Source organism: Mesobacillus campisalis (genome assembly GCF_000986785.1).
In the GTDB taxonomy this organism is placed as follows: domain Bacteria; phylum Bacillota; class Bacilli; order Bacillales; family Cytobacillaceae; genus Mesobacillus_B; species Mesobacillus_B campisalis.
Map to the genome: position 1 here is coordinate 150,495 of NZ_LAYY01000009.1, position 22,909 is coordinate 173,403.

The following is a 22,909-nucleotide window of genomic DNA, read 5'->3' on the forward strand; positions in this document are numbered from 1 at the left end:
TTTTCTTTGCCGTTGACATTAAATCTGGGTCCACATGTTCATTTAAGCGGTTGTTTTTACCTTAATTCATGAACACAAGCAAAAAAGGACAGAGAGAAGGCTATGATACCCTTCTCTCTGTCCTTTTACCTGAAAGTTTAATCCGCAAAAATAGCGGGTCCCCTTTGGTGGCAATGAATTTGCGCTCTCCAGAGTTGCGTCCTGTATTGGTTCTTTTACCTGAGAGATTAATTCCAAAGGGTCTTTTTGGAATTTGCTCCTTCGGTGACGACATTTTCGCTCTCTCCCAATACATTCAACCGCACGTTATTCAATTATTAAACCGCTTACATTTAATATATTCCAAATTATTAGAATAGTAAACCTACTATTTTCCCATATTGAAGCAAGGGGACGGTTCTCGTGCTCTATTCGAAGCACGAGAACCGTCCCCTTGCTTTATTTCTTTTGGTTTCCATTGACAAAGTTCTGGATGAATTCGAGCTGGTCTTCGCTTGGGTCGGTGCTGCGCACTTCTTTAAATCTGGCTGCTGCTTTATCAAGGGAAATTTCTTGTCCGACGATTTCGCCAATGCTTGTCAGGTCATCGAGGAAGTTCCACATTTCTTCGTGTGTTTTTGGGTCCTGATGGCCGAGCACATACCATTCTGTATCATATTTTTTTATCTTTGCTAAAAGCGTCCGAAGATCTTCGAGATCATAGCTCCATTCCCCGCTGTAAAAGTCCTGGTACAGGCAATCCGCAACAAACATCACCTTTGCATCTGGAACGTAAATGATTGAGGAATCCTGTGCATGCACCCCGCCGACATGCTCGGCCACGCAAGTCACACCGCCCAGATCCAATTCCATTATATCAGTAAAAGTAATATCCGGTACCTTCAGCTTCAAATGATCCCGCGTTGGCATCTCACGCTTGATCATATCCCGGCAAAACTCGATCTCCTCGCCAGTCTCCACACGAGCATCCAGTGAAGCATCATCCCATTTCAATGTTTTGAGGTATTGGAGTTTCTCCTTCGTGTCTTCATGGCTGATTGTTAAAAGATCCATCGTGTTCATGCCAAAAATATGGTCCCAATGCCAATGGGTAATTAGCACAAACTTCACCGGAGGAATATCCATTTTTCCCACCAATCCAAGAAAATCCGTGGCGTGTGCAGGAGAATTCCCGGAGTCCACAATGACGCTGTATTCATCGCCGCAAATCAGCCCCAATGCGGGACGGTCGGTTTCAGAATAATGCGGCATATAATACACTCTGTCTGCTAGTTTTTTCAGCATGCTGATTCCTTCTTTCGAATGAAATTTTGCGTCTTGTCTTAAAAAGAAGTTCGCCCTTCATCATGACGGGCGAACTTCCCCATTGAATTAAACCACCCGGCTAAGGAAATGCTCCAGAAACCGCTCTGCATCCACTTCCGTGCAGACGCGAACTTTAGGTTCCCCTTCAGGGTATCCGACGGTCCTCCCCGCCTCTTCTCCTTCTATGGAGACCTTGACACTCATGGTTTCCGTCGATACAAAACTAGGATCGATAGCTGCCGCGACTGCAAGGGGGTCATGCAGGGCACAGCCGCCAATATCATGATAGGAAGATTCATAATAACTTATGTAAAACTGTGTCATATCCGCAAGGAATCGTGCCATTTCGTTCCCGGCAGCACGCCATTCATCAAGCTTCGATTTTGGCAATAAAGTCTGCATCGTTACGTCAAGTCCCACAAGGGTGACAGGCAGACCTGAGGACAGGACAAACTCCGCTGCTTCCGGGTCGGCGAATATATTGGCTTCGGCATAGGCATTCACGTTCCCAGGCACTTTCACGGCTCCCCCCATCACGACAACCTCTTTTACATGCGGGATGATTTCGGGTGCACTTTTTATCGCCAGCGCCAGGTTGGTCAGCGGTCCGACGGTAATGATTGTAATTTCATGCGGGCGGTTTTTCACCTGCTGTACCATGAAGTCCGGCGCAAATTGGCTTTCTTCCTTAGCCAATGGCTCCTGAGTCAGGGTATTGCCCAATCCGTCCTCTCCATGAACATGCTTGGCCGAGCGTGTTTTTATCCTGCCGTTAAACGATTGATCGGCTCCAGCATAGACAGGAACCTTCTTCCCTGCTTTTTCCAAAACAGCGAGAGTATTGCGCGTGGCTTCTTCTACAGACACGTTGCCAAAGCAGGTCGTAAACGCTAGCAGCTCCAGTTCCGGCGAGTTTAAGGCATAAGACATCGCCAGGGCATCATCAATTCCCGTATCCACATCGATTATAATTGGCTTCAAACCTATTCCTCCATTTCCCTCGTTCATATAGGATTTTCATTTTTAGTACGTTCATCTTTTCCAAATCTAGTACTGTTCAAGGGCTTCATACATGAGCTTCCAAAAGCCTTCAACGTCAAGTTTCAGGCCAAACTTGGCGTTCTTTTCCCTGCCTGTTACCCCAAGAAGGTCGACTGCCGTGGTTCCGGCCGTAAATTCGCCTTTTGTTTCGACGGCAATATTGACCTCTTTCATCTTGAACAATTCTGGTGCCACACAATAGGCGACCGTGAGCACATCGTGAACAGGTCCCCCTTCCATTCCAAACATTTCCTGATTGGTTTGGGCAAAGAACTCCAATAGTTCACCGACGATTTTGGCAACTCTGTTGTCAATTTGATTTACCTGGTCAATCACTTCTCTTGTGGCCATCGCCTGATGGGTAATATCCAGTCCCATGACGGCCAGCGGAATACCGCTGTCAAACACTTTTTTCGCTGCTTCCGGGTCGGCCCAGATATTAAACTCGGCGGTCGGGGTCCAGTTGCCAAAAGTGCCTCCGCCCATCAGGACAATCTCTTCAATACTTTCCTTGATTTCCGGCGCTTTTGCTAAAGCCAATGCCACATTGGTCAATGGACCTGTCGGAAGGATGGTAACGCGCTCTTTTGATTCTCTTACCAGCCTTACAATCGTATCAGCGCCATGTTCCCCACTCCAGCTGCGGGATGGTTCAGGCAGCACCGGGCCATCTAAACCGGAATCCCCATGAATGCCAGGGGCCGTTTCCCGCACCCGAACAAGCGGCTCGCTGGCCCCCTTTGAAACCATTACATCTGTCAGCGAAACCAGCTCACAGATTTTCAGGGCATTAATGGTCGTTTTTTCAATCTCGGCATTTCCTGAAACGGTCGTGATGCCCAAAATCTCCAATTCAGGCCGTGCAGCCGCCAGGATAATCGCGATCGCGTCATCATGACCAGGATCACAATCCATGATGATTTTTCTTTTATTCATCTTTTTCACCTCTAAGTAATAGCTTTGAAACCGCGTTCTATTTTTGCGGAATATTAATTCACCGCACCCATTGATTTTATCCTAACGTCTACCGAAACATCAATGTTGGACTCCGCGAATGCTTCATCCCAATGCGGCTTCACTTTTTTATATTGTTCATATTGATAGGCTCTTGCATGAATTCCCAGTCCAATTGGGTCGATTTTGTTTGCCTGGAACTTTTTAACCATATCCTCCAACCGGTTCTTTAATTCTTTCTCAATCATTTTCTCCAGCTCTTTTTGATTGACACGGCCTGCCGGAAATAAGCGTTCTGCCACATTAACGGTCATGGCGATCTGATACTTGAAATCAAACTTGCCTTTATTGTAGCTGGTTTTTACATCCGTTTTTACCCGGCTGACATCAAAGCTTATTTGGTTCTTATGAAAGATTCCTCCCCCTTCGCCCAGTGAGGTCATTGGAATAGTAAGGGTCAACTCCTGTTTCTTTTCATCCCTGAGAATCAGCAGAAAGGCCGAATTCTGAGCGTCAATAGTGTCCACATACTTTCCCTTTTTATCAAGCAAAACGACTCCGGTAAATTCAACATCCTTTTCTTTTTTAATTACCGATAACGAAGGGGTCATGCCGCTTTCATACATTTGTCTGTGAAGCACTTGGAGCGTGCTGATGACCGCTCTCGTCCTGTCAATGTTTTTATCAATCACTTCTTTTAAATGCAAGGGCATCTGAGGTTTATCCGGAGGGACATAAAACATGACGTCGGATACAGGCCCATCCACTACCACTACTCGTGTATTAAGGGAAAAGGTTGGATTCCGGTATACCGTGTCCAGGACGGGAAACCAATCTTCATGTTCAAGAACACGTTTTCCGATCAGCAGGACCTGGATTTTTGCCGCCGTGACTTCCCCGGTTGCCAGAGCATCAAAATATTTTCTTGAGTCCCTTACTGTTTCGGCCTTCAGCTGATACGATTCGATGTTTTGCTTCGCATCCTGATTGAACACCGGACTGGACTCGGAAATGACCAGATTATTTTTTTCATCAAGATCCACTCCAAGGATCAGGGAAATCGTCAAATCCTCCAGGGGAACATGGCTTCCGCAGCCTGTAAGCATGGCGGCCAGAAAAACGAACAAGCTTGCTTGAACTAGACGACTCTGTCTCATTAGTTTCCCCTCCTTTTAATGTTCCTGAGAATCAAGAGATAGGCCCATATACAGAGGGGAAAAGCAAACGCGAGGACCATGCCGGCTTGTTCAATCAGCCGCTGAAGTAGCTTATTCTGGTCAAATGTGGGGGGAACCAGCACGACATAGACAAATGCAATGATTAGTAACCAGATTAAATGCCTGCGATGGTTTTCTTCCCCAGCCAGCTGGCTTGTACAATATACGGTCATATACATGAGCGGCAGGACCGTTACGGAAATCACAAATAGATAAAAAGCAAAAAATACAATTTCCAGTCTTTCAATAAATCTGAACTCCAGTATCTTTAACATGACAATGGATGGTTCATTATAAATGGTAATTTCATCAGGACTGAAAAACACGAAGGCTCCTATCGTAATGATCAGGTATATGAAAAGGGTTAAGGTGTTCGCTATGACAATTCCCATGGAGGCTTTCTCTTTTTTTTGCAAAAATGGATACAGGAAAAAGGCGATTTCAAATCCTCCAAAAGAAAAAAGCGCCGTTCCTACAGAGTCAAGAATAGGCTGCCAGCCCTCCTTTAAAAGCGGGAGTAAATGAAGCCACTGTGCTTGTTTCAGCGGAATGATGAAAAAGATCATCATCCACACTGTCATGAAAAAAACAAGGACGGAATACCTGCCTAATATCGTGATGTTTTTTCGGACAATGAGGTAGCTGGGAATCGACAACAAGGCAATCAGGATATAAACCTCGGTGCGCGGCAGAATCCATGCTTGGATAAAGAGGGCCTCTCTAATAAATATCACAGTGGCCATGATCCCAAAATAGAGGGAAAACAGGATTGTGCCCGCTATTCCTATCCATTTTCCAAAGTAGTGTCTTAAAAGGTCAAGAATGGTTCCTTTCGGGTAATTCTTCATGACTTGGATGATGATCAGACTTGCAGCTGTCGCCAGGACCCACGAAAGGACAATCCCAATCCAGCCGTCTGTTCCTGCTGCTTCAGCTGTCTCACGGGGCAGCGTTAATACTCCTACCCCCATTTGTACACCATGGATCAGAAAAATATATTGCGGCAATGTAAGTGTTGGTTTTGCCATTTTCATCACGAATCATCACCCCCCGGAGGTCTGGAATGGGCTTTGGTCTTTTGAATGGCTTTTGTTGCAGTAGGCCGCTGTTCGAGCGACCATTGGGGGGTGCGGATGAATACATCCTTCCATTCTTTAAACCGGAGCGGGGCTGCCGGGCTTCCATACGGCATTGTCAGTGATTCAAGGGAAATAAAATGGCCAATCAAAATCATGAACCCAACCACGATTCCGACAAAACCGAACAAGGAGGCAAGGATCATCATTGGAAAGCGGACTAGCCGGATGGCAGAACTCATTTCATAACTAGGGATGATAAAAGAAGCGATGGCGGTCAGAGCAACAACAATGACCATGATATTGCTGACAATCCCGGCCTCGACGGCTGCCTGGCCAATTACAATACCGCCGACAATGCCCACCGTCTGCCCGATTTTTGCTGGAAGCCGAATCCCGGCTTCCCTTAGCATCTCAAGAGTGAATTCCATGATAAATGCCTCAATATAGGGCGGAAATGGTATCCGTTCCCTTGATTCCCCGACGGAAAAAAGCAGTTTTAATGGAATGACTTCAAAATGAAACGAAATGGTAGCGATATAAATGGCCGGCAGGAAGATCGCAATAAAAAAACCAAAATATCTTAGAAGACGGATAAATGAAGCCACCATCCAACGAGATCCATAGTCATCGATCGATTTGAAGAAAACATCAAAAGTCGCTGGGCCGATTATGACAGTCGGGGACCTGTCCACCACGGTTACAATCCTGCCTTGCAGGATTTGGGCAGCCGCATAATCAGGGCGCTCTGTCAATAAAAGCTGCGGCAAGGGAGAATACGGTTGATCCTCGATGTATTCGGCTAGCACTCCTGCGTTGATGATGCTGTCGACATTCAGCTGTTTGATCCGATTCTCCAGCTCCTTCAGCACTTCCGGATTCACGACATCAGCCAGATACAGGATGGAAAGCTTCGTTTTTCCCCTTTCCCCAACCGTCATTTCCTTTATTTTCAGTTCCCGGTTATGGATTTGGTGGCGGATTAACGCAACATTCACACTTGCCATCTCGTTGAATCCCACATGCGCTCCTGCCAGGTAGGTTTCAACTGGCGAGTCTTCGATAGACCGGCTAGGAAATTTAGGCGTATCGTAGATATACGCTTCTGCAAGTCCTTCGACAAACAGGACGGTTTCGCCATTAAGGAGTGCATCCTCGATCTCGGGCCACGAATCCGCTTCCCTAATGTGGCCAAGCGACACTTTGAAATCAGCTTCATCGTGTTCCCTATCATTTTTAAATAAAAGAGGGTCAAGTACGTTATTAAAAATGGCCTTGCTATCGGTAATGCCGCTCAAGTAGATGACGGCCGCCTGGCTGCCTGTCTGTTTTATAACCAATTTCCTTATCACGAGGTCAGGTGTATCGCAAAAAGTAGACTGGATTTTCGCAAGATTTTCTTTCAATCCCGAACTTAACCGGTAGCTCTTAATGCGATTCTGGGATTGCTGGGCAGAAGAAGCAGAGGTTTTCTTGTATTTGCGAAAGAATGCCATGCATAGTTCCCACCTAATTGATGATAGCTTATTTTGCATCACCAGTTGGAAAATCATGCATTTTAATGCAGCAAAGGGACGGTTCTCCTGCTTCATTGAAGCAGGAGAACCGTCCCCGTGTTTTATTTCCTATGCATTTTAAATTCAAGGAACAAATCGTTGTAATAAGCCAGATTTTCCTGACCGAGGTTTTCGTATACTTCGAGTTTCTCTGTCAGCTCTGCGGGCGGATAAAATCGTTCATCGGTTACCATCTCCTCCGGCAAATATTCCAGCGCGGCTTTATTCGGCGTGGAGTAAGAGACCCATTCGGTGTTCTGGGCGGCAATTTCCGCGTCCAGGATGAAATTGATGAACCGATGCGCTCCCTCAACGTTCTTGGCAGTTTTTGGGATGACCATGTTGTCGAACCAAAGGTTGGAGCCTTCTTCCGGAACAACATAGTCAAGATTCTCGTTTTCGTACATGATATCGGCGGCGTCGCCGGACCAGACCAGTCCTATCGGCGCTTCCTCATTGGCGAGCAGGATTTTGATCTCATCGCCGACGATCGCCTTGATGTTCGGCGTAAGGGTGTCAAGCTTTTCCTTCGCTTCCCTCAAGTGCTCCTTGTTGGTGTCGTTCAGGGAATAGCCAAGGCTGTTCAGTCCCATGCCCATCACTTCGCGGGCACCGTCAACAAGCAGGATGTCATTTTTCAGCTCTGGATCCCACAGATCGTTCCAACTGGTAAATTCTTTGCCGCCGAGGAGCGAGTGGTTGTAGACGATTCCGACCGTTCCCCAGAAATAGGGAATCGAATATTCGTTGCCTGGATCGAAGGGCAGGTTCATGAATCGTTCGTCGATGTTTTTCAGGTTAGGCAGCTTACTTTGGTCAATAGCGATCAGCAGGTCCTCGGCCTGCATTTTTTCAATCATGTACTCGGAAGGAACGGCAATATCATAGGAGGTGCCGCCCTGCCTCACCTTTGTCATCATCGCCTCGTTGGAATCAAAGGTTTCATATACGACGCTGATGCCTGTTTCTTTTTCAAACGTTTTGATCAAATCGGGATCAATATAATCTCCCCAATTGTAGATCGTCAATGTATTGTCACCTGAATACCCCTGTGTGTCATTCAGTTTGGAAATAGCCGCCAGCAGCAGGACAGATACAAGAGAGATAGCGATGAAAGCACGAACCAGCTGCTTCATTTCCTCACCCCCACAGTGTTAATCTTCTGGCGCTGGGCAATGAAGTAATAGACCACAACCAGGATAATGGTGAACAAAAACAACAATGTCGATAAAGCGTTGATATTCAAGGATACGCCGCGGCGCGCCAGGGAATAGATTTCGACGGAAAGCGTGCTGAAGCCGTTCCCTGTCACGAAAAACGTGACTGCGAAATCATCCAGGGAATACGTCAGGGCCATAAAAAAGCCGGCCATGATGCCTGGCGATAAATACGGCAGGATCACCTTTGTCAGCACATCCCAGCTGTTTGCTCCCAGGTCCCTCGCCGCGTCGACAAGCGATGGGCTCATTTCCGACAGCTTCGGAAGCACAAGCAGCACGACAATTGGCACGCTGAAGGCAATATGCGAAAGCAGGACCGAATAAAATCCCAGCTTGTAGCCGGTTACCGTGAACAAAATCAGGAAGGATGCCCCGATGATGACGTCCGGGCTGACAATCAGGACATTATTCAATGATAGAACCGTATTCCGTGCGGTCCGCTTTTTTATGGCATGTATCCCAAGTGCCCCGATGATACCAATGATGGTTGCAATCAGCGCGGACAGCAAGGCGACCACCAGCGTGTTCAGCACAATGATCAGCAGGCGGACATCGCTGAACAATTCCCTGTACCAATCAAGCGTGAAGCTTTCAAAATGGTACATCGTCCCGCCGCTGTTGAACGAATAAAAAATCAGGAAAATGATCGGTGCATATAAAATAAAGAAAACGAGCAATAAAAAGAAATTAGCCAACCGAGATCCTTTTCGTTCCAACTTACACACCCCGCTTTCGGTTGCCTGTGATGGCCATAATGGCAAACATGATGAGAATCAAAAATACCGCTATCGTGGCACCCATCCCCCAGTCCTGGGTCACAAGGAAATGCTGTTCGATGGCCGTTCCAAGCGTGATCACCCGGTTGCCGGCAATCAGGCGTGTCAGCATGAACAGGGACAATGCAGGGATGAAGACAATCTGGATGCCCGATTTTACCCCTTCAATCGTCAGCGGGAAAATCACTCGCGTAAACGTTGTCCATTTGGAAGCGCCCAAATCATTGGCGGCATCAATCAAGGTCGGATTCAGTTCATTCAGCGAGTTGAAAATCGGCAAAATCATAAATGGGATAAAAATATAGACGGACACGAAAATAAAGCTGAAATCCGTGAACAGGACCTGCTGCCTGCCGATGCCGATCGCTTCCAGCAGCTGATTGCTGACACCGTATGTTCCTAAGATGCCAAGGAAGGCATACGCCTTCAGCAGAAGGTTGATCCAGGAAGGAACAATGATCAGCAGCAGCCAGAGCTGGCTATGTTTCGTTTTGGTTAAAAGATAGGCCGTAGGATAGGCAACAAGCAGCGAGAAAAAGGTAATCAGGAACGCGTACCAGAACGAGCTAAAGGTCATTTTCAAATAGACCGGAGTAAAAAATTTCTGGTAGTTTGCCAGCGAAAACTGGCCGTTGATATCAAGGAAAGAATAGTAGATGACGAGCAAAATCGGCGCGATGACGAAGAACACCATCCAGAGAGTATACGGCAGCATGAACCATGAACGGGTTAGCCTGCTGTTCATTTACCTTCTCCATCCTCATAGGCTTCCAGACGGGCGTCGAATTCTTCTTCCGTTTCGCCCAGGCGCATGACATGGATGGCCTCTGGTTCAAAATAAAGCCCGATTGCATCGCCCACTTCCGCCTTTTTGGTGGAATGGACAAGCCACTCGTTGCCTGCCTCATCATAGCAGCTTAGCTCATAGTGAACGCCGCGGAACAGCTGGGAGTCGACTTTCACCTGCAGTTTGCCTTGTTCGACTGACGTAATTTCCAGGTCTTCCGGACGGATGACAACTTCAACGGGCTCATTAAGATTAAGGCCCATGTCGACGCACTCAAAGCGTTTGCCTGTGAACTCTACCAGGTAGTCTTCTACCATCGTTCCGTGGACAATATTGGATTCACCGATAAAATCGGCCACAAAACGGTTGATCGGCTCATCATAAATATCGGTAGGGCTGCCGCTTTGCACGATTTTCCCCTCGTTAAGGACGAAAATCTCATCTGACATCGCCAGCGCTTCCTCCTGGTCATGCGTGACGAATATGAACGTGATGCCAAGGCGGCTCTGGAGCTCGCGGAGTTCATACTGCATCTCGGTCCGCAGCTTCAGGTCAAGGGCGGATAACGGTTCATCGAGCAGGATAACCTCGGGCTCGTTAACAATCGCCCGGGCAATCGCGACGCGCTGACGCTGGCCCCCCGACATCTCCCCGATTTCCCTATTTTCATAGCCTGTAAGATTCACAAACTGAAGCGCTTCCCTTACCTTCGCCTCGATTTGGGCATTCGTCAGCTTCTTGATGCGCAAGCCGAACGCGACATTTTCAAAAACATTTAGATGGGGAAACAGGGCGTAATCCTGGAAGACGGTGTTCACCTGGCGCTTGTTGGCAGGCAGGTCATTGATCCTTTTTCCATCAAAATAAATATCTCCGGACGTCGCTTGAGTGAACCCGGCAATCAGGCGGAGAATCGTCGTTTTCCCGCAGCCAGAAGGACCAAGAAGCGTATAAAATTTCCCGCGTTCAATCTCAAAACTCACATCATCCAGAACAGCCGGATCGTTATCATATTGTTTTGTCACATTTTTAAATTTAATAATCGCTGAGTTATCCATTACAACCTCCTCTTTGCCAAAGCGTTTTTATGATAAATATGTAAATTGATAGACACACCGAACCATTATACAACAGTGGATAAAAATTACAATGTGCAAAGGCTTTAAATTCCAGGCATTTTCGGCCGGGTGACCTTCGAATAAATATAAAAAGGCCCCTATTCAAATCGAAAAGGGGCTGCGTGATGGTATTGTGGTTTTCTAGCTTCACCTTAAGCTACTCGAAAACAGCTAAAAATTAATCATGACGCGATTTTCTATTGAATAGACCCGCTTCCTTTGCAGCGGCAAAGCTTCTCTCAGCGAAATCGAAAGCGTCCCCGGTATCTTCCCAGTGCATATACATCAAACGAGGTTCCTCGAACAACCAATGGTTATGGACAGCTGTTACGATAATGCCCCTTTTTCGCAATGCGGTCATAAGCGGATTAATTTCCTTCTGAAGGACAACAGACTCACCAAGGTTAAGGTCTTCTTCGAAGGATAGCCCAAATGGAAGGGCTAGCGGGGAACGTGTACGACGTCCTAAAATGGTTGCCTTGATATTTCTGATACGCATAACAACACATGGGGAAGTGGAAATGACCATTCCCCCAATAAGATCTGCCAGTTCTTGACAGGTGGAAGCATCTACAGAATCTCCCGCCCTACTTTTATGAGGATGTGGCCTACGGTCCCTGTTATCCTCAATATTGCCGGCTTCCTGGTAGGCATCCCTGAATCTCGAACCGCCAAATAAAATACGGTCCCAATTGTTACTCAAAATAGTTCACCTCCTTGTCCATTTGTAAATAATATATTCATATATGGAAAGCCTGTCTGGATAAAATAACCAAAACAATCGCACATATATTTCCAAAGCAGGGGGACGGTTCTCCTGCTTCAGCCGCAACTTCTACTTCCCTCAGCTTTGACCGTTTCAGCACCTAACGGCCAATGGAAAAAACCCCGATGCATTACCGGGGCATTCACTGCTATTTTCTTAAAATCTGGCGTCAACACGACATTTTATGAATATTGTTTCCCTATAATCCTCCCCTGAAATCAGTGGCAGATAATTGATATCCTAAAGAAAACAACACTTCACTAGGAATCAAACGGCCGTTGCATTTTAGGTGCGCTAAGGGTTGCCTCAAACATGTCGATGATTTCGAGGAACCTTTCCGCCTCCCTGAAGGTATGGTCCGCTAATAGCGGATGAATATTGCTTTTAATCCGGCATGCCTCGATCAGCTCCCTGGCCGTTCTCTTGAAGTCTCTTAGGGAAGCAACGGAAACCCTGTTTTGATCCAGGAATTGGTCCAGTATAGGCACGGTTTCTGATTGCGGTCTCATCGAATCCAAATCAACGGCCTGAAAGACGAGCTGATCAAAATCATGGCTAAATTCTCTAGCTTGCTCTACAAGCTTTCTTTCCGAAGGGTCCAAAAGGTGTCCAATGAATTTTGCATGGTCCGCCATGATTTTCAGGAAAAAGACATTTTCCTGAATGATATCATTTGCTTCAGGCACTAATCTCCCTTCATTCAGCTCTTTCAGCCGATTCGCAAAATAAGCCGCTTCCCTGCTGACATGATCAATTAACAATGGGAAGTTATTGGACCGGATCTCACAGCGCAGCTCCAGTCCCAATACCTTCCTTTTGTAATGCCAAATGGCGACTGCTGCCTGGTAAACCTCATTGTTAAACGCCTGGACCTGCCCGAGTTCCGAGTTTGGTGAAAACCTGGACAACTTTTCCTCAATGCGTTCAAACAATGCGATAAACTGCTGGGCTTCCGCAATCAATTGCCGCTGTTCATAAGTAAACCCAAGGCTTAGAAATAATGCATGTTCCTTCATAATCCTTGACCAGAACCTGATCTCGTCCAGAGATCTCGCTACGATTGGACTTGCCATGGCCACACCCCTTTTCACGATTGCCATACACACTATATGTATGAAAAGGGTGCCAGTCCATATGCGGTCCTTTATAATTTCATGCCATTTGGCAGCCGGACCGCTGCCATGGAAATGTGTGAAGGCGGGTTCGGCGAAGACCAGGCAAAGCATGTCACCGTATCAGCCATGGTATAATTGTTGATTTGTTTATTACCCAGTGTTGGCAAGGCATTCATAGGCGGAGAAATTTCGGTTAAGGTATATTTCAAGGGCTTAAGGAGCAGAAATAAGCGGATATATTCCGATTAACTTCCTATTTCGGGACTAAATTCAAGGATTAAATGAAAATAAACGGAAAAAACTCCCTTATAATGCGGGAAATATGGGTATTTCCCAACTTAGGCGGAATTTTTCCGTTTATTTTCATAAGCTCAGTAAAATCAACTTTCTATGTTACTTATTCCAATTTTGCACTTCAAATCCAAACTATTTAATCAGCCCCCAATGCCTCATTCATCAACCGTAATTTCCACCACATCATCCAAATATTTCATTGAATTATACCCATGAATGACGATGCTTTTGGGAACCATGTTGTTGTCTATCGCCACGCTTTGAACCGTGGTGAAATGAAGAGGCTGCTGGATTTCTTCATAAGGAACATTGATTTTATCCATATCATATTGAATCCCATCTTTATCAACGAGCACTCCTTCACTATTCATATTCGAATAATTTGGTTGAAGCCCATCTTCTCCCATAACATCGAAGTGAAACGACTGATAGGCTCTGTTCCTGATCTCATGATCGCTTAGAACTATAATCGTAGGATCTCCGACATCCACCCTTTCGATGGTAATCGTACTGCCTGCATATTCAAACGTTTGCGGATATTCTTTGTAAGCGTCGAGGTCGATCTTCTTTTGGTCATCAAACGTTAAATGGATATAATCGAACTGCGCGTTGACTTCCTCTGGTTTTTCGCCAAAAAACGGATCAAAATAGGCTTGAAAGACAGTCCAGTCCATGTCTCGCTGTTCATCCATATAAGAACTGCCAAACATGTCAGCTTTCAATTTATGACCATTCATTTCCAGATGTTTAAAATTAAGGACATCCATCCGTTTATGTGAACGTTCCTGATTAATGGCAAATTCCAGGACCGCCGCGGTTGGCGAAATGGTCAATTTGTCAAACCGGACCGGAATTCCCTCCACTTCTGTTGTCCCCGCCAGCGCATATTCTGTGGAAGGCTGTTTTGCAGCAGGAATTTCAAAGTTCCACTCTCCTGTTTTATTTCCTCCATTTCCATAAAACCTAAAATCAAACTGATTTAAAGCATCCAATTTCAATTTTTGAAGCTTGGTAATCTTAAGTTCGATCGTCCCTTCATCCGTTGTGAGCGGCAGCAGGCTGATCTTCCCGTGAAACACGTTCTTTGCTTTTTTATTTACTTCCGATTGAAGGTCAGGCGGAGAGAATCTAGGATAGGAATTATGATTCATTATGGCGGTTTCGTTCTCCACTACAGCCCCATCATGAAGACTCATCATATACTTATTCTCTTCTTTCATATCTTCTATTTCATAAAAAACAAGCGTCTGGACATCATCCGCAATCACGCTCTTAATCCTGATTTTCACCCCATTGCTCTCGGCAACCAGGTTCAGGTTTTCACCGAGGTCTTGGTGCAGGAAGGCCCGCAATTCCTGGTCTTCTTCTGTCCACGCATAATAGACGCTGGAAAACGTCCCCGTAAAAAATTCCATAGCAAAGATAATAGCAAAAATACCTGTAAAAACCAGCCCCATCCTTTTCCATTTTTGTATTTTCAGTTGTCTGTGCTGTTCCTTTTCTGCCAGCCGGGCTTCCACGTTCTGCATCAGGCTGGCCGGCACCGGAAAAGCTTCGGCCCTTTCAGAAAGCTCTCTTAACATGATCATAGCAGCCTGAAATGTCGCCAAATCCTCCTGACAGTGCTGGCAATGAAAGATATGAACTTCAAATTCCACTTTTTCACGCCGCTCGAGGGTCCTCTCCAGGTAATCGATGTAGGATGGATGATATACCCTGCAGCCATTAAACTGCGTGCTTTTCCCAAGGGCACCTCTAATTGACTGGATACCCGAAAACAACAGCTCTTTTATCTTTTCTTCGGAACATCCGAGAACCTGGGCGGTTTCCCCGCGGGAAAGTCCTTGTAAAAAGATAAGGGCCACTGCCTCTTTTTCATCTTGTTTCAGCTGAAGGAGCGCTTCAAATAATGGGTCATGATTTTCGCTTTTCTCTGAAGCTGGAAATCTCTTATCCTTGGAAAGCTCCCGGCAGGTTTGAATAAAAATCGACAAGGCCCATAAATCAAAAGAGGTTTCGTCCTTAAATCGAGGCCTTTCCTTGTCCGCTTTTTCCATACACCGATAAAAAAGCTCCTCCACCTGCTGTTCATCGCCGAGAAAAAACCAGCCCATCATATACAATCTACGCTTATGCCGCTCAAACCAATCAACCACCAAACCCCCCCCCTTTTAAAGCATGGGGACGGTTCTCCTGCCTCATTCTCCCGTTCCCATCACCATATTTTACCACCTGCCAAGCTTGATTGCCTACCTGTTTCAGCCATCTTCCGCAATCTGCAAAACAAAGTCGCAGCTAACTGCGCAAAAAAATGGCCCCGTATTTCACGGGACCATTGGATTATGAAGCAAGAGAACCGTCCCCCTGCTCTATTTGAGTTCGTTCAGCAGGTTGAGGTTGACCATTCCTTCGATGTCGTTGCTAGGAACATAGCCGGCTTCTTTACTGATGTCGGCCATTTCCTGGATAACTTGTTCATTGACTTCGGTTGTCACGGACAAACGTGAGAACGCGGCTGCGACTTCGTCCTTGTTGATTTCTTTCCCTGTCAGATCCTTCAGGTGCTTAATGACGATTTCCTGGGCTTCTTCGGGATTATCCTGGATAAATTCGACGGCATTTTTATGGCCGGTCAAATACGCTTTTGCCAAATCTTCCTTTTCAAGAAAATCGGCTCTTGCTGCTACGACTGTATTGGTTGACTCCTTGCCCCAGGCAAATTCGTCCCAATCGAGCAGCAGCTTTCCGCCGGCCTGATTCTCAAGAACATAGCCCCATGGCTCCTGTGTCGCCGCAGCGTCAACGGATTTCTGGATAAACAGCGGTGCCGTATCGGCAGGGGCTGCAGCAAACAATTCTACTGTCCCGCCATTTGTTGTTGGCTCCAGGTTCACCTCTTGAAGCGCCTTTCGCAGCATAACATCCTGTGTGCTTCCGATAACCGGGATGGCTACTTTCTTGCCGTCCAGGTCCTCCAGTTTTTCAACACCGCTGTCTTCCCTGGCAACAAGGACGGCGCCTCCGTTAACCGCTCCGGAAATCAGGTGGTATTCCTTGTTTTTCACATAAAAGTTCAATAGCGGGCCTGGTCCGACTGTCCCAACGTCGATCGCATCAGTGGACATGGCTTCCATGAACAAGCCGCCGTTTGAGACTGTTTTTGTTTCAATGGTTACATTTTCACCAAACGCTTCTTCAAAGAATCCTTTCTCAAGCCCAACAATCGTCGCGATATGCGTCAAGTTCGGAAAATATCCGATTCTGACTGTATCGCCATCTGAGTTCCCGCCGGAGCCTTCATTATTTGATTGAGCACATGCACTCAGCACACCCATAACCAAAATGGAAACCAGCAGGGAAAGCATTGTTTTTTTCATTAGTTCCACTCCTTATTTTGACTGTTATGCACGTCTTATCGTGCCCTTAAGCCCCACTTAACTTCAACACTTCGTTCAAGTCTTGAAAACACCACATTGTCCACAATGGTTCCAATGATGGCAATGATAATCATGACTGAAATGACAAGGTCCATTTGTCCAAGCGAGCGTCCCATTTCAAGCAGCTGCCCAAGGCCGCCGCCGCCGCCAAGAAGTTCCCCGGCCATAAGCGCGCGCCAGGAAAACGCCCAGGCAATCCTTAGTCCGGAAATAAGCTGCGGCACTGATGCCGGCAGAATCACCGTGCGGATAAAATGGAACCCGCCGGAGCCGTACACTTTGGCCACACGCTGATACAGCGGCGGCACATTTTTGAATCCGCTCGTCGCGTTCACGGTCATGGTCCAGGTAGCCCCGATGGTGACAATGAACAGGATCGCCATATCATTCAAGCCAAACCAGATGATTGCCAGCGGAAACCAGACGATGCTCGGAATGGACTGAAGGGCGGTCACCACAAAACCAAGCGTATCTTCAACCATTTTATAGCGCCAGATAAAATACCCAAGAACCAATCCAACAACGATGGCAATCGAAAACCCCAAAAGGATGCGCCCTAGACTCTTGCCGATGGCTGTAGTAATCTGGCCGTTGATCAAGCCGTTCACAAGCGTGTCAAGCACCTGCGTCAGACTCGGGAACATAAAGGCAGGAAGGCCGGATAACCTAGATGTGACTTCCCATATCACCGCTATCGCCGCGATGAAGATGATTCGTCTTAAAGCTGTAGTCATCACCCATCTCCTCCTTCAATACCTTCTCTAATTCTTCTTCTAAAATCGATAATATCTTCTGTTCGGTGTGCAGCGTCACTCCGTCCGGCATGATTCCGTCCTTCATGGTTGGAACCGTGATGATTTCCTTGATTTTGCCCGGACGGGTCGCAAACACGACAACCTGCTCCGACAGTAGCACCGCTTCCCTGATATTATGGGTGACAAAAAAGATGGTCACCTTTGTCTTTCTCCAGATTTCGAGGAGTTCTTTATGCAGGACCATTCTGGTTTGTTCATCGAGTGCTGAGAATGGTTCATCCATTAGCAGTATGTCCGGCTCCATCACAAGCGCTCTTGCAATCGAAACCCTTTGCTTCATTCCTCCTGAAAGCTGGTGCGGGTAAGAATCGACATATTTGCTGAGGTGAACCATTTTCAGGACTTCCCGCGCCTTTTGTTCTGCCTGTTCCTTCGTCATTTTTTTAAGCAGCAGGCCGTAGGTAACATTCTCCAAAACGGTCAGCCATGGAAACAGACCCGCTTCCTGGAATACCACGACCCGTTCAGGTCCAGGTTTTTTCACCAAATTGCCGGCAACACGTATCTCCCCCTGGTCGGCTTTATCCAGACCGGCAATCAGGTAAAGTAAAGTGGATTTACCGCAGCCGGAAGGACCTACGATGGAGACAAAACTCCCCTTTTCCACATTCAGGTTGATATTATCCAGTACTTTAAGCCGATCTTTTTTCTCGGTAAGAAAACTTTTCTCAATTCCATCTATCGTCAAGTACATGCTGTCACCTCAATTTTAAATCCAAGTAATTTTATATGTTTTATGTATTTAATAATGATTAAAAAACCCTCTTTTGTCAACAGATATTTTAGTTGAAACACAGGGACGGTTCTCCTGCCTCATTTACAGCTGCGGCCCGTATCACCACATTTATCCATGGTCATCATACCCTTGAAATGCAGCTTCTAAAAGTTTCTCTAGAAAAACACAAACAATTTAATAGTATAATAATAGAAGTTATTGAAAATTACGAAACATAAAGAGCAAGGAGAGTTGTATTGTGAACATCACATTAAGCCATAAAATGGATCATTTTAAACCATCCATCTTTAGTGAACTGGCCGCCTATAAAAAACAAAAGCTTCAGGAAGGAAAAGAGCTTATTGACCTTAGTATCGGAAGCCCTGATTTGCCGCCTCCCCGGTTTGTCATGGACGAGCTGCAGAAACATGTTGCAGATCCTTCCCAATACGGATATTCGCTGACTGGCATTGCCGAACTTCACGAAGCGATTGCCCATTATTATCACCGTCAATTTAATGTTAACCTCCAGGCCGATAAAGAGGTCCTGACATTGATGGGCTCCCAGGACGGGCTTGTCCATTTGCCGATGGTGCTGTGCAATCCCGGCGACACCATCCTAGTTCCTGACCCCGGGTATACTGCATACGATGCAGGGATCTCACTGGCAGGGGCCATCCCTTACCAAATGCCTTTAAAGGAAGAAAATCAGTTTCTGCCGGACTTGGAGAAGATTCCTGAAGAGATAAGGACAAGAGCCAAGACCATGATTCTGAACTTCCCTGGAAACCCCGTACCCGCATTAGCGACAAAAGAATTTTTTGAAAGAGTTGTTCAATTTGCCAAGGAAAATCAAATTTTGGTGATTCATGATTTTGCCTATTCGGAGCTTTATTATGAAGAAAAGCCGTTCAGCTTTTTATCTGTCGAAGGATCAAAAGAAGTAGGAGTGGAATTCAATTCTCTTTCCAAAAGCTTCAATATGGCTGGCTGCCGGATTGGCTACCTGGCTGGCAATGAACATATCCTTGACGGTCTCAGACGATTAAAGTCCAATCTCGATTATGGTGTGTTTTTGCCGATTCAAAAAGCCGCCATTACAGCTTTGAACAACTCCTCCGAGTTTAGCGGGCCGCTTCGAAGCATCTATAAAAAGCGGAGAGATGTTCTTATCAAGGGCTTGCATCAATTAGGCTGGGAAGCTGCATCCCCCAAGGCCTCGATGTTCATCTGGGCAAAAGTGCCAAAGCCTTTTACCTCAACACAGTTCGCCTATAAACTAATCGATGAAGCAGGCATCGTCGTCACACCCGGAAATGCATTCGGAAAAGAAGGAGAAGGCTACGTCCGGATTGCCCTGACCCAAAACGAAGACACCCTGCAAAAAGCCGTTACCAGACTGCGAGACATGGGGACGGTTCTGCATGCCTCATTATGAAAAAAATCCAGGCGTTCATCTGCCTGGATTTTTAAATGGTTATTCGCCATAAATCATTTTACCATTACCATCATAAACCGTTACTTTAACCGGCATTTCCACTTCGTCTTTTTTCAAAACAGCGTACCAGACCCACAGGTTGTCACGAACGAAAAAGCGGTTTGGCTGAACATGGCCTTCGCTAGTAAGGACGATGGTCTTTGCCTCGTCTTCTGCGAAACCGTATAAAACGGAAAAGTCCCCTTCAACCTGATTGTCAGCCCGCCAGTCTACCGGTCCCCTCTCTACTCTCTCTTCCTTAAACTCCTGGAAATCCATCATCGGGGAAATAAACTTTTTAAAATCAGTGAACTCTTTATTGGTAAGCACAGGAATGATTCCCGAACTGCTCTCGGCAAAAACAAGTTTTGAATATGAATCATATAAAAGGATTCTCTTGCAATCGCCAAATTGCGCGGTGACTCTTTCACAGACCCTTTCTTCAAGGGATAAATCAGGAATAATCGTGCCGGCTGGCTCAGTGGGACGCAAGGCAAAAAAGGAGATTACGAGAACAAATCCTGTACAAAACACAGCTATTACTATTTTTTTAGTCATCTCTAACGCTCCCTCTCCCCTTCATTATACTCTCGGTCATCAAGGAGCACCCTTTTATATTTCTCCAATAAAAAACAGAGCAGATTCATCGCGAATTGCCCTGCTATTTCTGCAGCTTTTATATATTCATATTGCCATAAATCCTATAATTGCTGAGCATCTTTTAATAATTCAATCGAAGCGGTTCGATGCTGACTTTTAAAACAACATTCAAGGAATCATGAACCATATTGATCTTATTTACCATATATTCTTTTTTATAGATGGTTACCGTATTGCTGGCTCTTAATGCGGTAATATATTGCTCCCAATGTTTTACACTAGCACTTAGAAGGCATTTGTCTTCTAAATAATAATCCACTCTGTTCACATTGGCCCCCACTTTTTCACCTCCTTTGTCATAATTATCAAATAACTTTTACTCGTGGACAATGGCTATCTCTCGTCAAATAATGACAGACTTTTAAACAAAAAGGTGCAGCAAAAGTTTTGCGAGAGTGTTGCCCTTTTTAAAAAAAGAATTGATATATTAACTAATATACCTTTTGATACAATTTAATTCCTTTTTCGGCGGGGATTTATGATTGGCGTGCTCTAATTGCTATTTTTAAAAACCTTAGCATAATCCTTCCCCTGCTTTGGCAAACCAAAGAACGGGTACCGTTGTCTAATCTATGGAAGGGAGCAGGATGGAGGAAAGCATAACGCTATTTTCCGGACATGGTATAATTGGATATGTACCAAAATATGTTATCTAAATGGGAGGAAACGCCGTGCCAGTTGCAGCCTATTTGAATTTCGATGGAAATTGCCGTGAAGCTGTTGAATTTTACGGAAAAGTTTTCGGATCAGAGCCTTATATTATGACATTTGGCGAATCTCCGCAAAGCCCGGATTTCCCGATGCCCGAAGAAGCGAAGGACCGGGTCATGCATGCCCGGATTAATGTTTGCGGAAGCAATGTGATGTTCTCCGATATCTTCCCTGGAATGTCATTCGTTCAGGGGAATAATGTGTCCCTCGCCGTAATGAGCAACAACCTTGATGAGCTCCAAACTTATTTTGACCAGTTGAAAGAAGGAGGAAAGGTACAAATGGAACTCCAGGAAACCTTCTGGAGCAAATGCTACGGCACACTTGTCGACCGCTACGGCATCCACTGGCAAATCAGCTATGAGGCATAGGGACGGTACTGCTGCCTCAAAAAGCACAAAAAGGAGAACTGCCACCGCAGTTCTCCTTTTTCAAAACTACGTTTTTGGCCCAAAAATCAGTAAAGAAGAGGATAACCTGGACCATTATTTTTGGTACCAGTCCGCCGGCTCCATATTGACAAATGGAATATCTGTGTCGACCATCCCCTCAATTCGCTCTGCTGAGAAGTTTTCTCCTTTCAACCAAGCCGAAAAGTCAAATACATCAGGTTCCTGGTCTCCTCCAAGCGCAATCCACGCTTTCAGGTCCTCTGGAAAATAGGCAGACGTGTGAATAGTCCCCGCCCAACTTCCATAAAGCTTGGAGAACACCCCTTTATCCGTATCATTTAAAAGTTTAAATGCCTGTTTGCCACTTAACTTATGTACTTGGTTGTCCTCAATCAGCTGCAATCTTTTTTGGGAATCCTCGAGGACCCGCCGATTCTCCTCTGTCATGATTTTAAAATGATTGGTGCAAGCTGACCCTTGCCGGATTTCAATCCTTCTGGGCGAGGTTTCCACGATATACGGCAGATCACTTTGTTGATCAAATAGCACATAGCTGAAGGAGCCGCGATGAGGTATTTCTTTCAGCAGATCAGCTGCTTCCCCTGCATTGGCACATAATTCAAGAATCAGCCTGCCGATCATATGACAAATAAAACCGTCACCAGGACGCTTCCGGTTCATGAAGGTATAGCCCATTGCGAGACCTTTCTCATTCATACCGTCACTCCTGCCGGTGATTTTCTGTGTCAAACCGATTGTCGAGTAACCTCCGTCACTTGGTTGAAAAGCAACACAGCGGCCATCATATGTCTTTGGATGATAATCATAGTTCCGGATTACATAATCATCGCCCACATAAATGGAGCATCCTGATGGGGTTACATTCACCCTATATCCCCCGAATTCCTTCAACACTCTTTCCATCGGCCATTCCAGCGAATCTTGCAACCCCAGGAACTCCTCCCACAGGAAAGGCGCCAAGTGTTTAAAAACCCGTTGAGTCTCGTCCTGATCTATCCGGAATAGCGGTCTGCGCACCTTCCATTGTCGTTCCCGGTTCTTGATTAAAATTGAATCCTTCAACTTTTCTCCCTGTTTAAAACCAAAATCATAATGCGTTCCTCGAAATTGTATGATGTCTGCATAAATATTTTTCATGATGAGGTCCTCCATTATTTCCATTACCTATAGGATACGTGGAAAAAACGGAAAAATAAAGTGGTGGGAGTGGCCTGCGCTTTAGATAAATTAATCAATGTAATTTTCCTTTTATACTTATATCACAATAAAAAGGTGATTTCCTGGTAAAAAGCACACAAAAAAGAACAGCGTATTTCAGCTGTTCTTTTCTTATAGCCTGGCAGCGTCCTACTCTCACAGGGGGAAACCCCCAACTACCATCGGCGCTGAGAAGCTTAACTTCCGTGTTCGGCATGGGAACGGGTGTGACCTTCTCGCCATCACCGCCAGACTATTT

22 protein-coding genes, 1 rRNA gene and 2 riboswitches are annotated in these 22,909 nt (G+C 45.9%); of the genes, 3 read left to right on the top strand and 20 right to left on the bottom strand.

Going from position 1 to position 22,909, the window contains the following annotated elements; genetic code table 11:
* Positions 1-115 precede the first annotated feature (115 nt).
* A riboswitch (glycine riboswitch) is annotated at positions 116-194 on the bottom strand.
* Between the two features lie 3 nt (positions 195-197).
* Positions 198-299, bottom strand: a riboswitch (glycine riboswitch).
* A 139-nt stretch (positions 300-438) separates the two neighbouring features.
* The 12 genes from WQ57_RS10465 to WQ57_RS10520 form a co-directional block, all read right to left on the bottom strand.
* On the bottom strand, positions 439-1,284 hold the full coding sequence (locus WQ57_RS10465) for an MBL fold metallo-hydrolase (RefSeq protein WP_046523691.1): 846 nt from the start codon (positions 1,282-1,284) through the stop codon (positions 439-441).
* Positions 1,285-1,371: 87 nt separating this feature from the next.
* Entirely contained in the window at positions 1,372-2,286 is a 915-nt protein-coding gene (locus WQ57_RS10470) for a nucleoside hydrolase (protein WP_193787115.1), read from the bottom strand.
* A gap of 66 nt (positions 2,287-2,352) precedes the next feature.
* Positions 2,353-3,282, bottom strand: coding sequence for a nucleoside hydrolase (locus WQ57_RS10475; protein WP_046523693.1), 930 nt, complete (start codon positions 3,280-3,282; stop codon positions 2,353-2,355).
* A 53-nt stretch (positions 3,283-3,335) separates the two neighbouring features.
* Positions 3,336-4,457: a Ger(x)C family spore germination protein gene (locus tag WQ57_RS10480; protein WP_046523694.1), complete on the bottom strand. Its 1,122-nt coding sequence runs from the start codon at positions 4,455-4,457 to the stop codon at positions 3,336-3,338.
* Complete coding sequence (locus WQ57_RS10485) at positions 4,457-5,551, bottom strand: GerAB/ArcD/ProY family transporter (RefSeq protein ID WP_046523734.1); 1,095 nt, start codon at positions 5,549-5,551, stop codon at positions 4,457-4,459. Before WQ57_RS10485 ends, WQ57_RS10480 begins: the two co-directional genes overlap by 1 nt.
* Positions 5,551-7,089 carry a spore germination protein gene (locus WQ57_RS10490; protein WP_046523695.1) on the bottom strand — a complete coding sequence of 513 codons (1,539 nt, stop codon included), beginning with the start codon at positions 7,087-7,089 and terminating at the stop codon, positions 5,551-5,553. The genes WQ57_RS10485 and WQ57_RS10490 overlap by 1 nt, the downstream gene beginning before the upstream one ends.
* Positions 7,090-7,211: 122 nt before the next feature.
* On the bottom strand, positions 7,212-8,285 hold the full coding sequence (locus WQ57_RS10495; RefSeq protein WP_046523696.1) for an ABC transporter substrate-binding protein: 1,074 nt from the start codon (positions 8,283-8,285) through the stop codon (positions 7,212-7,214).
* On the bottom strand, positions 8,282-9,085 hold the full coding sequence (locus WQ57_RS10500; protein ID WP_046523697.1) for an ABC transporter permease: 804 nt from the start codon (positions 9,083-9,085) through the stop codon (positions 8,282-8,284). Before WQ57_RS10500 ends, WQ57_RS10495 begins: the two co-directional genes overlap by 4 nt.
* A 1-nt stretch (position 9,086) precedes the next feature.
* Entirely contained in the window at positions 9,087-9,890 is an 804-nt protein-coding gene (locus WQ57_RS10505) for an ABC transporter permease (RefSeq protein WP_046523698.1), read from the bottom strand.
* On the bottom strand, positions 9,887-10,990 hold the full coding sequence (locus WQ57_RS10510; RefSeq protein ID WP_046523699.1) for an ABC transporter ATP-binding protein: 1,104 nt from the start codon (positions 10,988-10,990) through the stop codon (positions 9,887-9,889). Before WQ57_RS10510 ends, WQ57_RS10505 begins: the two co-directional genes overlap by 4 nt.
* 238 nt (positions 10,991-11,228) lie before the next feature.
* Positions 11,229-11,753, bottom strand: a complete 525-nt coding sequence (locus tag WQ57_RS10515) for a DUF1259 domain-containing protein (RefSeq protein WP_338151901.1) — start codon at positions 11,751-11,753, stop codon at positions 11,229-11,231.
* Positions 11,754-12,076: 323 nt separating this feature from the next.
* Positions 12,077-12,889 (bottom strand): DUF2935 domain-containing protein, encoded by an 813-nt coding sequence (locus WQ57_RS10520; RefSeq protein ID WP_046523700.1) that lies wholly within the window; start codon positions 12,887-12,889, stop codon positions 12,077-12,079.
* A 36-nt stretch (positions 12,890-12,925) separates the two neighbouring features.
* Here WQ57_RS10520 and WQ57_RS26620 point away from each other — a divergent pair, with 36 nt between their 5' ends.
* Positions 12,926-13,066, top strand: a complete 141-nt coding sequence (locus tag WQ57_RS26620; RefSeq protein ID WP_156183108.1) for a hypothetical protein — start codon at positions 12,926-12,928, stop codon at positions 13,064-13,066.
* A gap of 314 nt (positions 13,067-13,380) precedes the next feature.
* Here WQ57_RS26620 and WQ57_RS10525 read toward each other — a convergent pair whose 3' ends face one another.
* The 4 genes from WQ57_RS10525 to WQ57_RS10540 all read right to left on the bottom strand — a co-directional run bounded on the left by WQ57_RS10525 (position 13,381) and on the right by WQ57_RS10540 (position 18,171).
* Positions 13,381-15,381 (bottom strand): DUF4179 domain-containing protein, encoded by a 2,001-nt coding sequence (locus WQ57_RS10525; RefSeq protein ID WP_052948724.1) that lies wholly within the window; start codon positions 15,379-15,381, stop codon positions 13,381-13,383.
* A gap of 213 nt (positions 15,382-15,594) precedes the next feature.
* The gene (locus WQ57_RS10530; RefSeq protein ID WP_046523702.1) at positions 15,595-16,602 is read right to left on the bottom strand and encodes an ABC transporter substrate-binding protein; all 1,008 of its coding nucleotides are present in this window, start codon (positions 16,600-16,602) and stop codon (positions 15,595-15,597) included.
* A gap of 35 nt (positions 16,603-16,637) precedes the next feature.
* Positions 16,638-17,396 carry an ABC transporter permease gene (locus WQ57_RS10535; protein WP_046523703.1) on the bottom strand — a complete coding sequence of 253 codons (759 nt, stop codon included), beginning with the start codon at positions 17,394-17,396 and terminating at the stop codon, positions 16,638-16,640.
* On the bottom strand, positions 17,329-18,171 hold the full coding sequence (locus tag WQ57_RS10540; RefSeq protein WP_046523704.1) for an ABC transporter ATP-binding protein: 843 nt from the start codon (positions 18,169-18,171) through the stop codon (positions 17,329-17,331). The genes WQ57_RS10535 and WQ57_RS10540 overlap by 68 nt, the downstream gene beginning before the upstream one ends.
* Positions 18,172-18,451: 280 nt before the next feature.
* Here WQ57_RS10540 and WQ57_RS10545 point away from each other — a divergent pair, with 280 nt between their 5' ends.
* Complete coding sequence (locus WQ57_RS10545) at positions 18,452-19,630, top strand: LL-diaminopimelate aminotransferase (RefSeq protein ID WP_084820247.1); 1,179 nt, start codon at positions 18,452-18,454, stop codon at positions 19,628-19,630.
* A 39-nt stretch (positions 19,631-19,669) separates the two neighbouring features.
* Here WQ57_RS10545 and WQ57_RS10550 read toward each other — a convergent pair whose 3' ends face one another.
* Both WQ57_RS10550 and WQ57_RS10555 read right to left on the bottom strand, forming a co-directional pair.
* Entirely contained in the window at positions 19,670-20,227 is a 558-nt protein-coding gene (locus WQ57_RS10550) for a hypothetical protein (RefSeq protein WP_046523705.1), read from the bottom strand.
* 163 nt (positions 20,228-20,390) lie between these two features.
* A complete protein-coding gene (locus tag WQ57_RS10555; protein ID WP_046523706.1) occupies positions 20,391-20,609 on the bottom strand; it encodes a hypothetical protein in 219 nt (72 codons plus the stop codon).
* Positions 20,610-21,000: 391 nt separating this feature from the next.
* Between WQ57_RS10555 and WQ57_RS10560 the strand changes: the two genes are divergently transcribed.
* Positions 21,001-21,411 carry a VOC family protein gene (locus WQ57_RS10560; protein WP_046523707.1) on the top strand — a complete coding sequence of 137 codons (411 nt, stop codon included), beginning with the start codon at positions 21,001-21,003 and terminating at the stop codon, positions 21,409-21,411.
* A 114-nt stretch (positions 21,412-21,525) separates the two neighbouring features.
* Here WQ57_RS10560 and WQ57_RS10565 read toward each other — a convergent pair whose 3' ends face one another.
* Together WQ57_RS10565 and rrf are read right to left on the bottom strand one after the other, a co-directional pair.
* Positions 21,526-22,590 carry a C45 family autoproteolytic acyltransferase/hydrolase gene (locus WQ57_RS10565; RefSeq protein WP_046523708.1) on the bottom strand — a complete coding sequence of 355 codons (1,065 nt, stop codon included), beginning with the start codon at positions 22,588-22,590 and terminating at the stop codon, positions 21,526-21,528.
* Positions 22,591-22,787: 197 nt separating this feature from the next.
* Positions 22,788-22,903, bottom strand: a 5S ribosomal RNA gene (gene rrf / locus WQ57_RS10570).
* Between the last annotated feature and the right edge of the window lie 6 nt (positions 22,904-22,909).